This is a genomic window from Kribbella sp. CWNU-51, assembly GCF_054073265.1.
On the sequence record NZ_JBSXMZ010000009.1, the window covers coordinates 295,549 to 308,648 of the forward strand.

Here is a 13,100-nt window from a genome sequence, read left to right on the forward strand (position 1 = left end):
TAACCAAGTGAAAGAATCGAGTCATGCTGGAAACCTCCGCGAGACTCCTCAAACTGCTGTCGCTCCTGCAGTCGCCGCGAGACTGGAGCGGCGCCGCGCTCGCCGCCGAGCTCGGCGTCGGGGTCCGCACGGTCCGCCGGGATGTCGAGAAGCTGCGCAACCTCGGCTACCCGGTCGACGCCCTGCCAGGAGTAGCCGGCTACCGGCTCGGGGCCGGAGCCGCGCTGCCGCCGCTGCTCCTGGACGACGAGGAGGCGGTGGCCGTCGCGATCGGCTTGCGCGCGGCCGCGACCGGCTCCGTGGCCGGGATCGAGGAGTCGTCCGTCCGGGCGCTGACCAAGCTCGAGCAGGTCCTGCCGTCCCGGCTGCGGCACCGGATCAAGCTCCTCCAGGCGGTCGCCGTCACCCCGTCCGGTAGCCCGCCGGTCGATCCGGACGTCCTCCTCACAACAGCCGCGGCGTCGCGCGATCACCAGCGCCTGCGCTTCGACTACCGCAACCACGACGGTACGGCGACAACCCGTACGACGGAGCCGCATCGGCTCGTGCACACGGGCCGGCGCTGGTACCTGGTCGCGTGGGACCTGGACCGCTCCGACTGGCGCACGTTCCGGCTCGACCGGCTGGAGCCGCGGATCCCGACCGGGCCGCGCTTCACTCCGCGCGAGGTGCCGGACCTGGGCACCACCGCTCGTGGCATCGCCTCCGGTGGCTACCGGTACCAGGCCCGCTTCCTCGTCCAGGCGCCGGCCGAGCAGGTGGCGGATCGGTTCGCGCCCAGCGTCGCGACGGTGACTCCGGTCGACGCGACGACGACTCTCGTCGAGGCAGGCGCCAACTCCCTCGACGAGTTGGCTCTTCATCTCGGCCTGCTCGGACACCCGTTCGAGGTCCAGTCGCCACCCGAGCTGATCGAGCACGTCCAAGGCCTGGCGACGCGCTTGGCCGCCTCGGTCGCGCCGCTATGAGCAGTAGCGCGAACAATCTGCTCATCTCGCGGGGCTGGAGTCTCCCGCGGAGGTGAACGCCCTGATCGACGATTTTCTCGCCGACCAGGGCGGTTACTGACGATCAGTGGTTGCTGACGACGGCCCCGGTCTTCGGGTCCAGGATCAGCTTCTTGTTACTCGGGTGCTGCCGGAAGTCGAACATGCCGGTCAGGCTGCCGGCACGCTGGTCGAACGAGTGGTCGCCGATCCGGCCGGTCCGCCAGTTGTCCTCGATGAACTTCAGGACCGAGCTCTGGTCGGTCAGCGAGTGGTCGACGTGGTTGCTCTTCGCGTACGGCGAGATCACCAGCAGCGGAAGGCGCGGGCCGTAGCCGCAGCGGTCGGCGTACCCGCCGGACACCGGGGCCTTGCCACACGTTGCCGCCTGGTCGAGCGCCGCGTCCTTGGAGCCGTTCACGGTCGGCGACTTCTGGTGGTCGTACCAGCCGTCGGAGTCGTCGTAGGCCAGGACGACCGCGGTCGACGCCCACTCCTTGGACTTCTGCAGCTGGTTGATCTCCTTGACCACAAAGGCCTGCTCGTCCAGCGGGTCGGAGTAGCCGGCGTGGCCGTCCTGGTACTCACCGGCCTTCAGGAAGCTGACCGCCGGCAGGTTGTTCGCCGCGACGGCCGCGTCGAAGTCCGACGTGTCGTACTGATGGTTGGCCTGGTCGGTGTATCCGATGGCCTTCACCGAGCTCGGCGGCAGGTGCTTCGGGTTCGCCGTCGACTTGTAGTACTCGAACGGCTCGTGGTGCGGGCTGTAGTCCAGCGCCGCGATGCCGCCGACGTTGGCGTGCTGCGCGCCGCAGACGGCCTTGCCGTTGGCGGAACCGGTCGGCTTGAAGCCGCCCTGGAACCAGCCCCAGGTGACATGGCGCTGGTTGAGCAGGTCGCCGATGTTCTGGCCGTGCATCACGGCCAGGTTGTTCGCCGACTTGCCGTTGCCGTTGGAGCAGTCGTCGTAGTACGGGTCGGGGTCGTTGGTGATGGTGCCGATCCCGTCCTTGTCCGGCGACTGCACTGCGTAGGCGTCAGTGGTGGGCTGGCCGGTCTTCGGGTCGACGGCCTGCCCGCCGTGGGTCTGCCCGGAGATCAGGTTCAGCGCGCCCGGGGTCGACGGGCCGTACACCGTGTCGAACGAGTTGTCGCTCAGCGCGTAGTGCTGGGCGTAGTTCCACATCGCGGTGACGGTGTTGCCGTCGTAGTAGTCCATCACCAGGCCCGGCTCGCCGAACAGCACGGGCTGGCCGGTGCACTTGTCCGTCTCGGTGTTCTCGACGAACTTGTCCATCTTGCCGCCGTTGACGGCCTTCTGCTCCGGGCCGTAGCCGTGGTTCTGGTCGCAGGTCAGCGCCTGCGAGGGCGCCAGCCGCTTCGGGTCGTAGGCGTTCGGGTTGTTGGTCAGCAACTGCTTCGACAGGCCGTTCACCTTGGGCGTGTGCCGATCCGCCGTGAACGGCGTGCCGTTCTCGTTGGTGGCCTTCGGGTACGTGCCGAAGTAGTGGTCGAACGAGATGTTCTCGCCGAAGATCACCACCACATGCTGGATCGGCGTGGTCGGGCGGACCACCTTGTACGAATAGGCGGCGTTGGCCACCTGATGGGTGTCGCCGCCGCTACAGCCGGCCAGCAACAAACCCGTCGCGGCCACAGCGGCCGTGGCTGCGACACGGAGTCTTGCACGCATGCCTTCTCCTTCTGAGTGACTCATGCAAGCAACGACCGCCCAAGGTGGTCGTTGCCGTCCCGTACACCGGGAAGCGCAAAGAAGTAGCCGCCGCCGACCGGCCGGATGTAGTCGACGAGGGGCTCGTCGATCAGCCGGGTCTGCACGGCCTCGAACTGCCGGGCGATGTCCTGCTGGTAGGCGCAGAACAACAGCCCCAGGTCCAGGTCCCCGACCGAGTCGGTGCCCTTGTCGTAGTTGTAGCCGCGGCGCAGGAACTGGCTGGCCGCGGTCTCCGCGGTGCGCGGGTTCGCGACGCGGATGTGGCTGGTCAGCGGGATCGCCCCGCCGGTCGGGTCGGCCGGGTAGTCGGGGAGATCGGTCTCGCTGTTGCCGTCCAGCGGTGCGCCGGAGTCCCGCCGCCGTCCGAACATGTTCTCCTGCTCGCCGACCGACACCCGGTCCCAGAACTCGACCAGCATCCGGATCTGGCGCAGCACCTGGTAGCTGCCGCCCGCGGTCCACGCCGGCTCGCTGTTGCCTGTGTCCTTGCCCACCCACACGAGCTTGTCGTGGTCGGCCGACGCCGGCTTGACGATGCCGTCCTTGAAGCCCATCAGGTTGCGCTGGGCGCCGGACGGCCGCGGCGGGTTCTGGAAGCCGTCGACGCGCCAGCGCAGCTGCATCGCGCCGCGGGTGTGCCGGGCGATGTCGCGCAGTGCGTGCAGCACGGTGTCGGTCTCCGACGCGCAGAGCTGCAGGCTCAGATCCCCGTGGCACTGGCTGTCGTCCAGGCTGTCGTTGGGGAACTCCTTCATCGCCGTCAGCTTCGCCGGCTTGCGGTCCTTGATGCCGTACCGGTCGTCGAACAGCGACGCGCCGACGCCGACCGTGACCGTGAGGTCGTCGCCGGGCATGTCCGGGCCGAGTACGCCGGAGTCGGCCGGCGGGGCGGTGATGCCCAGCGGTGGCAGCGCGCCACCAGCGGTCAGCAGCCGGGCCCGGTCGGTCAGCGTCTTGAACAGCTCGGTGAGCTCGCCCTTGTCCGCCGCGATCACGTCGAACGACGCGAAGATGGCCTGCTTCTGTGGGTCGGTGGTGATGCCGGCCTGGTGCACGCCGTGGAACGCCACGGACGTCGACGTCGCCGCGTCGGCGGACACCGAGAGCCCGGTCACCGCCGCCGCGCCCGCGCCGGCCAGCGCCCCGCGCAGGAAGGACCGACGCCCGACGCCACTCATGAGCTCCTCCGGACTTCGCAGATGGCGGCGACGGGGGCGAGCAGTTCCAGCAGTTGGCCGACCGCGCCGTTGAGCTGTTCCCGGGTGGTCCGGTCCAACTGGTCGACCGGGGTGTTCTGATGCGCGGTCAGCAACGCGCGCACCCGGCCTTCCCACTTCTGCACCTGGGCCAGGTCGGGGTAACGCGGCTTGAGCACCGGGTTGAGGATGGCGAGCACCTTCGCCGTGCCATCCAGGTTGGCCAGCGCGGTCTTCTGCGACGTACCGCTGCCCTGGTCGTTCTCGCCGGTCAGCTCGAACTGGAGGGCGTTCTCCATGACCTCGTGGGCGCGCAGCCCGAGATCGTTCGGGTCCACCTGGTCGTTGGGCAGGTCATGCTGCAAACCGTGCACGTCGACGGCCAGCTGGTCCGCAATCGGCTTCAGCCCGGCGACGGAAGCGTTGTGCCACAGGCCCTTCTCCAGCGGATGGAAGCCGGCATCGGATCCGTCGATCTTGTCGGCGAAGTCGCCGAACGCGTCGTAGGCCGCGCCGAGCGAGTTGTACGCCAGGTGCGCGGGCAGCCAGTCGGCCCGGGCGGCATCCAGGTTGCCCGCGTCCACATCGCGGCGCAGCTTGTCCGTCTTCGCGGCCAGGTCGGCGACGCCGGCAGCGACCCCGGCCTCATACTGCTTCACCAGCGGCAACATGTCGTTCTTGGTGACGGCGACCGCGGCCGGGCCACCCTTCGCGTCGCCCGCAACAGTGACACTCGGGCCGGTGATGGCCTCGGTGTCCTCGATCAGGCAGCGGATCGCGTACCGGCCGGCGCCGAGCTGCACGTCCATCGGCGCACTCGTGTTCGGGCCCAGGCCCTCCACCTCGCCGTACACCTTGTTGCTGGTGACCTCGACGAGGTCGACCTCGGCGGCCGCGTCGCCGGTGTTGTGCACGATGATCGTCTGCCGACCGGTCGTCGGGTCGGTCCAGCCCTGGCCGCACTGGCTGCGGGACACGGTGATCTGGGGCGGGCCACTGGCCGCGTCGGCGGCGCCGGCCCAGGGCCGCCACACCGCAACCGCCACCAACGCGCCAACACCGACCAGTGCGATCGCCGCCGGCAGCGGACGGGGAGTGCGCACGACTGGTCGCTCCTGATGATCGGCGATTTACATTCGTGGGTGATGTTAATTGGGCTGTGACGGAACTCAAGCACTGTTGGCCCACTCGTCACGCACTGTTCGCCTTAGCGGCGGGACGGGACCGGGGTGCGGGTCAGGTCGGCGGCTACGACGATCTCGCCGGAGAACTCGGCGGCGGCTTCTTCGTGGAAGCGTTCAGGTTCGAGGTAGCGCTGGGAGAAGTGGGTGAGGACGAGTTTGCGGACGCCGCATTCCTGGGCGACGCGGGCCGCCTGGCGGGCGGTCAGATGACCGAAGCGGCGGGCCAACTCGGACTCCGGCGACAGGTAGGTGGACTCGATCACGAGCAGGTCGGCGCCGGCTGCCAGGCGGAGCACGTTCTCGCACAGCCGGGTATCCATGACGAAGGCGAACCGCTGACCTGGACGAGGTTCGCTGACGTCCTCGATCCGCACCGTCCGGCCGTCGGTCTCGAGCGAGCCGGCCTGCTGGAGCCGACCGATGGCCGGACCAACGATGCCGAGGGCAGCGAGTTTGTCCGGCAGCATCCGGCGACCGTCGGGCTCGATCACCTGGTAGCCGAAGGACTCGATCGGGTGTTCCAGCCGACGTGCCCACAGCTGACCGAAGGAGCCGACGGAGAGCAGACCGTCCTCCTCGACCGGCTCCTCGACCAACTCGGCTCGCTCGAAGAAGGACGCGGCGTACCGCAGGCGGGTGAAGTATTTCTGACCCGACGCCGGATAGTGCGCCCAGACGGGATGCGGTACGTCGTCCAGCGACAGGCGCTGCACGATCCCAGGTACTCCGAGGCAGTGGTCGCCGTGGAAGTGCGTCACGCACAGCCGGGTGATCGCCCCGGCCGCGACCCCGGCGTACAGCATCTGCCGTTGCGTGCCCTCACCCGGATCGAACAGGAAACCCTCGGTGTCCCACCGCAGGAAGTACCCGTTCTGCGTGCGTTCACGAGACGGCACCTGACTACCGGTGCCCAGCACAACGAGTTCGCGCACAGACCTCAGGCTAATGCAGGCGCCTGCGGACGACGCGTCTACGGGAGCGCGGCGACCAAGGCTGCTAGGAACTGCTCCACATGTTCGTGCCCCCAGATCAGTGGCGGGCGGATCTTGAGCACACTCCCGCCGGGACCGGTCGTCCCGACAAGCACGCCCTGGACGCGTAGTCGCTCCGCGAGCTCCGCCGCCGTCAGCGGCAGGTCCGCAGGAATCGCGACGCCGGCCATCAGCCCCTGGCCGCGGACCCGCGCGGCTGGGTGCAGCTTCGCCACGAGCGGCGCCAGCCCGACCGCGAGCTCGCTGCCGATCCGGCCGGATCGTTCGACCAGGCCGGCCTGCTCGATCACGTCGAGCACGGTCAGCGCGGCGACGCACGACACCGGGTTGCCCGCGAACGTACTGAAGAACTCGTCGACCGCGGCGAACTGCTCCGCGATCTCGCGGCGCGTGATCAGCGCGGCGATCGGATGACCGTTGCCCATCGGCTTGCCGAGCGTGACGAAGTCCGGCGTCAGCCCGAAATCGCTGAACCGCCACAGATTGCGTCCGCCGCGTCCGAAGCCGGCCTGTACTTCGTCCGCGAGGAAGAGACCGCCGAGCGCGTGGGTCTCGTCCTGCAGTCCGCGCATGAACTGTCCGGTGGGCGTGAGGATGCCGGCACTGCTGAACACCGAGTCGACCGCGAGCAGCGTCACGTCGTGGCCGGCTCGACGCAGGTCGTCGTACGCGAGCCGGACCCGCCGGCTGGCCTCCACTCCGCTTGGCTGCTGACCGTCCGCATCCAGCCGTGGGGCCTCGAAGGTCGCGACGTGGGCTGGACGCTGCTCGGGTGGGTAGGTGTTGGTCGACCAAGCGGCGGTTGCCTCGCTGACCCCGTGGTACGCGAGATCCGCGACGACGACACCGGAGCGGCCCGTGACGACCCGCGCCATCCGCCAGGCCAGGTCGTTGGCCTCGCTACCGGAGTTGACGAACACGCAGGTGTCCAGGCCGGCGGGCATGGTGGCCGTGAGTCGCTCGGCCAGTTCGACCGCATGCGGATGCAGGTACCGCGAGTTGATGTTGAGCGTCGCGGCCTGTCGGGAGATCGCCTGGACCACCGCGGGATGCGCGTGCCCGACAACGGGAACGTTGTTATAGGCATCGAGATAGCGACGGCCGTCGGCGGTGTGGACCCAGGCCCCGGCAGCCCGCACGACCTGCAACGGTTCGCGATAGAACAGGGGCGAGAGTTGGCCACCCATCGCGGCCGATCGCCGATCGCCGATGGTCGGATCCGGGAGCTGGGACGACGCGACTCGCGACGTCCCGCACAGGCGGTGGAAGCGAGCCGCCAGCTCGGCCGGGTCGAGACCGGCCAGCAGGTCGAGCCCGTGCCAACTGCCCGCCACCAGACTGGTGAGGTACTCCTCGTTGTCCGGATACAGCGGCGCCCGCCAGGCCGACATGAGCACACTCGCGGCGAGCCGGGCGAGCACGAGCTCACCGACCAGCTCCACCTCGTCGGGCTCCAACGGCAGCACTCGCTGGTACGCGTCCAGGAACGCGCCGGCCGCGGGCCACGGGTCGGCGGACTCTCGCAGCAACGAGGTCAGGCTGATCGCGAGGTCGCACACCCGGGCGGTGTGGTGCATGTCGCCGAAGTCGATCACCCCCGAGATGCGCCCGGCCTCGATCAGGACGTTGCTCAAGGTCAGGTCACCATGTGCCACGAACGCGGGCAGCCGGCGGGTCGCCGCCGCCAACCGCTCGAAGCGATCGAGCAGCTCCTCCATCGGTTCCCGGCGGGCCGGGTCGGGCAACTGCTGCGCGAACGGCCGCAACGCGGTGACGAGCCGTGGATCCCAGTCCAGCCGGCGATCCGCCGCCCGGTGGATGAATCCCTGCATCGCCCGCGTCAGTCGCGCGCACACCGCACCGAAGTCGGCCGCGAAGTCGTCGGGCAGCGCCGTGAGATCACCGACCGCGCCCGGCATCACGGTCATCACCCGCACCTGGTGCACCCGGCCGTCCGCAGCCCGCAGGGTCACCGTCCGCGCGCCGTCGACCGCGTCCACGATGCGCGGAATCGGCAGCTCCGGGTCGACCTCGGCGACATGCCGCATCGCCGCGCTCTCCATCGCGATCTGCGCCGGATCGTCGCCGGAGTTCGACACCTTGACGACGAACTGGCGACCGTCGGCGGTCGCCAGGAAGTTCAGGTCGCGCTCGCTGCGCAGGGCCTCGAGCTCGGCGGCGATCCCGTAGCGGGTGCGCAGGAAGTCCGTGGCCGTGGCCAGGTCGACCGCCGGTGGCTCCTCGACCAGGCTGGCCGTCTGTCCGGTGATCAGGTTCATCGCGACCTCTCCGCACGGGTGACCCGGAAGGACTTGTCATGACCAGGGTGAACGACATCGGCCAGCTCGGCGACCCGCTCGATCGATGCGCGGGCCCGACCCGAGTCGAAAGCCCGGCCCAGCGACTCACCGGAGAGCAGCACCCCGGCAGCGGGAACAGCGTCCCCGGTCAGGACAGCGGTCCCCTCATCGGTGTCGACAGCAAGGCCGATCGACCCCGGCGTGTGGCCCGGCAACTCGACCACACGCACCCCGGACGCGAGTTGCTCACCCTCGCTCGCCTCCTGGACGTCGAGTCCGTCGAGGACGGCCGACGTCCAAGGCGGCGTACCCAGGTCGCGGCGCGACGGTGCTTTGAGGTAGCGCAGTTCGTGAGGATGCATGACCACTCGCTGGAACAGGTCGACGTTCTGCAGGTGGTCCCAGTGTCCGTGCGACACCACGACAGTGGCGATGTCGCCCGGGCTCAGGCCCCGCTCGCAGAGCGCGGCCAGCAACGCCTTGCGGCGACCGACGTGGCCGCAGTCGAACACGATCCGGCCGTCGTCGCTCTCGATCAGGTAGACGGCACAGAAGGCGGGATTGCCCTGATCGGTCGGCATCAGGTAGCCGTTGAGCAGCGTGTGCACCGAGGGTGTGGCCATGATCTGCCTCGCTGGGGTGGAGCAGCAGCGCCCCGCGGCGGTGATGAGCACGCGATGCACGGGGCGCTGCTGGTTTCAGGGGAGGACGAGCGGACCGGCATCGATCAGCAGTGACGGTACGACGACGCTCTCCATGAAGGTCTGGTCACACCGCTCCCGCACGGAGCCGACGCCCAGAATGGCGTTCATCACCTCGTCCATCCGGAACGTGAACCGCAGTTGCGGATGCCAGGCGACGAGCTTGCCGTCCTCGGCCCAGTACGTCGCGTCACGGGTGGTCCCAGTGACGAGCGTCTCTTTCGGATGCAGCACCCGCAGGTAGTCGAGCCGATTCACCACCAGACCGCTCCCGCACTCGGCGAGCAACTCGTCCTCGGTGGACTCGCCGGCCTCCAGCAACAGGTGCGACGGAACCGGATCGCCACCGAACCGCCAACCATCCGGTACGGCGTGACCGGTCGGCACCCCGCCCGTGACGCCGGCCCGGCGCTGGTCGGAGACGACACCGGTCAGCACGCCGTGCTCGATCAACGTGGTCCGACGCCGAACGTTGCCCTCAGCATCGAATCCGCTGGGCAGTCCGTCCGCGTCGCAGCCGTCGTCGACCAGCGTGATCAGCTCGCTCGCGACCTGCTCGCCGAGCCGGCCGGCCACCGCGGACCGCCCGGTCGCATAGGCGTTCGCGCCGAGGACCGCGTACCCGTAGGTGGCGATCAGGGCGTTGGCCGCCTGCGGCTTCAGCAGCACCCGGCAGGTGCCGTGGTGCGCCTCGCCCATCGGCAGCGGCGTCAGCGCCTCGCGGAGCCGGCCCGGGATCTCCTCGATCGGGATCTGGTCGGCGTCGCGGTGCATGAACCTGACACTGGCCGACCGGCCGTCCTGCTTCGCGATCGCCTGGATCGATGCCTTGGTCAACGTCTCGGACCGGAACAGCCCGGTGGAGTCCGCGACCACCCGGTCCAGCACGTCGTACCGGATCGCGCCGCCGAGCTTCATGTCCGGGGCGAGGCCGTCGCGGACGGTGGTGAACCAATGGTGGCGGACCGCGGGGTCGGACTCGAGCACCGAGCCGGACGCGGGGATCACGGGCGTCTCGGCGGAGTGGTCAGCCGGGACGGCGCTGCTCACCGGGCCGTCGGGCAGCTCGGCGAGGGCCGCGCTCAGCCGGTCGGCGAGGACGCGAACCGCCTCTGGGTCGAGGGTCTCCAGCGAACCGGCGACCGCACGGCCGTCGCGGTTGATCCGGACCCGGACCCGCATCCGGCGCTCACTGTGCTGGGCGGTGATCTCGGACTCGGCGTACCGCAACAGGTCGGCGTTCTCGCCGAGGATGTCGAGCCGGGTGCCGTCGCCGAGGATCTCCAGCGCCTGCTGGACCTCTGCCTGATCGATACTCATCGTCCCACCTGCACATTCTGGAAACGTCCGGGCACGGTGCCGTGGCCGACGTGGGCCACCTGCAGGGGCTCGCCCTTGTTGCAGGACGGGACGCCGTGCAGCTTCCACTCGTCCGGTCCGCCGAGGGCGTCGAGGCTGCCCCAGAAGGTCGGGGTGTCACTCTGGTAGGTGCAGTTCTTCAGCATCCGGCCGACCTTGCCGTCGCGGATCTCCCAGCCGATCTCGGTCTGGAAGCGGAAGTTCATCCGCTGGTCGTCGATCGAGAAGCCGCGGTTGGTGTCCACCAGGATGCCGCGCCTGGTGCCGGCGATCATCTCGGCCAGCGACGACTCGCCCGGCTCGAGGCAGATGTTGGTCATCCGGACCAGCGGCAGCCGCTGCCAGCCGTCCGCCCGGGAGGCGCCGCTCGGCTCGTCACCGAGGGCGGCCGCGGACTCGCGTCCGGACATGTAGCCGAGGAAGATGCCGTCCTTCACCAGCTGGGTGCGCTGCGCCGGCACGCCTTCGTCGTCGTACGCGAAGGAGCCGAGCCCGCCGGGGATGGTCGCATCCGCGTAGGCCGAGACGATCGGCGTACCCCAGCGGAAGGTGCCGCGCCGCTCCGGGGTGGCGTAGGTGCCACCGGCCAGGCTGGCCTCGGTGCCGAGCGCGCGGTCGGCCTCCATCGGGTGGCCCGCGCACTCGTGCAGGACCATCGCCAGTTGGTTGCTACCAGCAACAAGGGTGGTGATTTCGTCCGGACACTGCGGCGCGGTCAGCAACGCGACCGCCTCCGACGCGACCCGGGCCGCGTTCTCCGGCAGGCCGAGCGACAGCACGTGCTCGAAACCGGCCGTGGCGAAGTCGCCGCGCTGGCCGCGGATCTGCCGCGGCACACCCTGCGGGAAGGATCGGCGCTGGACGTCGTTCCCGTCGCCGGCGTTGACCATCAGGCCACCGCCGCTCTCGGTCAGCGTCTGCTCGATCAGCGCGCCCTCGGTGTTGGCGAACACCTTCTCGTCGCGGTAGAAGTCCACCGACGCCTCGATCTGCTGGACCAGCGGTCCCGCGGTTGTCGCCTCCTTCACGGTGGCCGACAGCAGGTCCAGCTTGGTGGACAGCGGGACGGTGAACGGGTCCATCTCCATCGGCGACGACCAGTTGTCGCGCGTTGTCACAGGCTGTCCGAGCGCGACGTGACCACCGCCGCCCGCGGCGCGGGCCTGACCGACCGCCTGGGCGATGACCGCGTCGATGCCGTCCGGGTCCAGCCGGTGGGTGGCCGCGAAACCCCAGTGGCCACCGATCACGACCCGCAGTCCGAGTCCCAGGGAGTCGTCGTAGTTCACCTCCCCCGGGCCGTCGAGCTCGACCAGAACCTGCTCGTGGGTCCGGCGGACCACGCGGATATCGCCGTACTGAACGTCGGACGGCAGGAGCGCGAGCACGGTTTCGGCGGTATCTCGCATCTGGATCCTCCGATGTCGTGGGGGTGAAAGGTGCTTCTTCCGGCACTGTAGCAGATACTACGAGATTCTGAGAAGACGTGGTGTTTGCTACAGAGCGGCAGAAAAGAGAACGGCCCCGCACAGCTGGGTGCGGGGCCGTTCCGTCAAGCAGGACAGGGAAATCCGGGCGTCACCGCCGCTTCGGGCGGACGTCGATGGCGAGGCTGATGCTGAACGCCACCACCACCAGCGCGCCGCCGAGCAGGGTCAGTCCGGTGTCGCCGAACAGCCCGATCGTCATCGCGGCGAACAGCACCAGCAGCGCGAGGACGACCGCGACGGCGATCTTCCAGTCGTCGCCGATGATGAAGTCGTACCAGAACTGCCCGAAGGCCTTGAGGAACTTCACTTCTTCACCTCCACAGGAACGCCGGCGGCGGCCGGCGCCGCGGCGACCGGCTTGCGCAGCACGGCGATGAAGATCCGGCTGAGCAGCAACCAGGCCGCCAGCAGGACCAGGATCATCAGGTCGTGACCGGGCCAGTTCAGGCTCTCCCGGCCGTCGCGGAAGATGCCGATGCCCTCGACCGCCCAGTAGGTCCCGAAGGATGCCAACAGCAGGCCGACGCCGTACTTGAGCAGATTCTCGTTGATCATCGACAGTGGCCGGCGCAGCGCGACGGCGATACCGAGCACGATCACCACGGCGGCGATCGCGCCGAGGCTGGCGGCCGGGATGTTGTTCGCGTTCAGGCCGAAGGTCAGCACGATGAAGACGACCTCCATGCCCTCCAGGAAGACGCCCTTGAAGGAGACCATGAAGGCGAACATGTCCAGGCCCTGCTTGGTCTCACCGGCCGCCTTGGCCGCCTCGACCTCCTCGCGGTAGATCGCGTCCTCGTCGTGCACCGCCTTGCGCCCGGACGATCTCAGGATCGCCTTGCGCAACCACTGCAGGCCGAAGATCAGCAGCAGACCGCCGATCGCGAGCTGCAGCGCCGACTCCGGCAGCCAGTTCGCCAGCGCGTAGCCGGCCGCCAGCGTGACCACCGCGAGCGCACCGAGCGCCGCGAAGGTGCCGACCAGCGCCGACCGCCAGTTCCGGGTGTAGCCCATCGCCATCACGATCGTCGTGGCTTCCACCATCTCCACGAAACACGCGACGAACGTCGCGATGATGAGTCCCCACGTTGCCGCGTCCATCTCTCACTTCCTCACGTCAGATGAAACATATGCTGCACGAAACGATAGTTACATAG

Annotated in this window: 11 protein-coding genes; 1 reads left to right on the forward strand and 10 read right to left on the reverse strand. The window is 69.1% G+C overall.

Going from position 1 to position 13,100, the window contains the following annotated elements; all coding sequences use genetic code 11:
* The first annotated feature begins 23 nt into the window (after nt 1-23).
* On the forward strand, nt 24-968 hold the full coding sequence (locus ACXC9Q_RS15265) for a helix-turn-helix transcriptional regulator (protein WP_457057162.1): 945 nt from the start codon (nt 24-26) through the stop codon (nt 966-968).
* A 103-nt stretch (nt 969-1,071) separates the two neighbouring features.
* Here the strand turns inward: ACXC9Q_RS15265 and ACXC9Q_RS15270 are convergent, their stop codons facing one another.
* From ACXC9Q_RS15270 to ACXC9Q_RS15315, 10 genes are all read right to left on the reverse strand, one after another.
* A complete protein-coding gene (locus ACXC9Q_RS15270) occupies nt 1,072-2,679 on the reverse strand; it encodes a phospholipase C (RefSeq protein WP_457057163.1) in 1,608 nt (535 codons plus the stop codon).
* Between the two features lie 20 nt (nt 2,680-2,699).
* Nucleotides 2,700-3,899 (reverse strand): iron uptake transporter deferrochelatase/peroxidase subunit, encoded by a 1,200-nt coding sequence (gene efeB, locus ACXC9Q_RS15275; RefSeq protein WP_457057164.1) that lies wholly within the window; start codon nt 3,897-3,899, stop codon nt 2,700-2,702.
* Nucleotides 3,896-5,020 (reverse strand): EfeM/EfeO family lipoprotein, encoded by a 1,125-nt coding sequence (locus tag ACXC9Q_RS15280; RefSeq protein WP_457057165.1) that lies wholly within the window; start codon nt 5,018-5,020, stop codon nt 3,896-3,898. The genes efeB and ACXC9Q_RS15280 overlap by 4 nt, the downstream gene beginning before the upstream one ends.
* 104 nt (nt 5,021-5,124) lie before the next feature.
* Nucleotides 5,125-6,033: a ribonuclease Z gene (locus ACXC9Q_RS15285; protein WP_457057166.1), complete on the reverse strand. Its 909-nt coding sequence runs from the start codon at nt 6,031-6,033 to the stop codon at nt 5,125-5,127.
* A 38-nt stretch (nt 6,034-6,071) separates the two neighbouring features.
* On the reverse strand, nt 6,072-8,372 hold the full coding sequence (locus ACXC9Q_RS15290; protein ID WP_457057167.1) for an aminotransferase class III-fold pyridoxal phosphate-dependent enzyme: 2,301 nt from the start codon (nt 8,370-8,372) through the stop codon (nt 6,072-6,074).
* Nucleotides 8,369-9,016 (reverse strand): MBL fold metallo-hydrolase, encoded by a 648-nt coding sequence (locus tag ACXC9Q_RS15295; RefSeq protein ID WP_457057168.1) that lies wholly within the window; start codon nt 9,014-9,016, stop codon nt 8,369-8,371. Before ACXC9Q_RS15295 ends, ACXC9Q_RS15290 begins: the two co-directional genes overlap by 4 nt.
* Before the next feature lie 75 nt (nt 9,017-9,091).
* Entirely contained in the window at nt 9,092-10,414 is a 1,323-nt protein-coding gene (locus ACXC9Q_RS15300) for a metallopeptidase TldD-related protein (RefSeq protein ID WP_457057169.1), read from the reverse strand.
* Entirely contained in the window at nt 10,411-11,862 is a 1,452-nt protein-coding gene (locus ACXC9Q_RS15305; protein ID WP_457057170.1) for a TldD/PmbA family protein, read from the reverse strand. Before ACXC9Q_RS15305 ends, ACXC9Q_RS15300 begins: the two co-directional genes overlap by 4 nt.
* Before the next feature lie 169 nt (nt 11,863-12,031).
* Nucleotides 12,032-12,250, reverse strand: coding sequence for a hypothetical protein (locus ACXC9Q_RS15310; protein WP_457057171.1), 219 nt, complete (start codon nt 12,248-12,250; stop codon nt 12,032-12,034).
* Nucleotides 12,247-13,044: a COG4280 domain-containing protein gene (locus tag ACXC9Q_RS15315; protein WP_457057172.1), complete on the reverse strand. Its 798-nt coding sequence runs from the start codon at nt 13,042-13,044 to the stop codon at nt 12,247-12,249. Before ACXC9Q_RS15315 ends, ACXC9Q_RS15310 begins: the two co-directional genes overlap by 4 nt.
* Between the last annotated feature and the right edge of the window lie 56 nt (nt 13,045-13,100).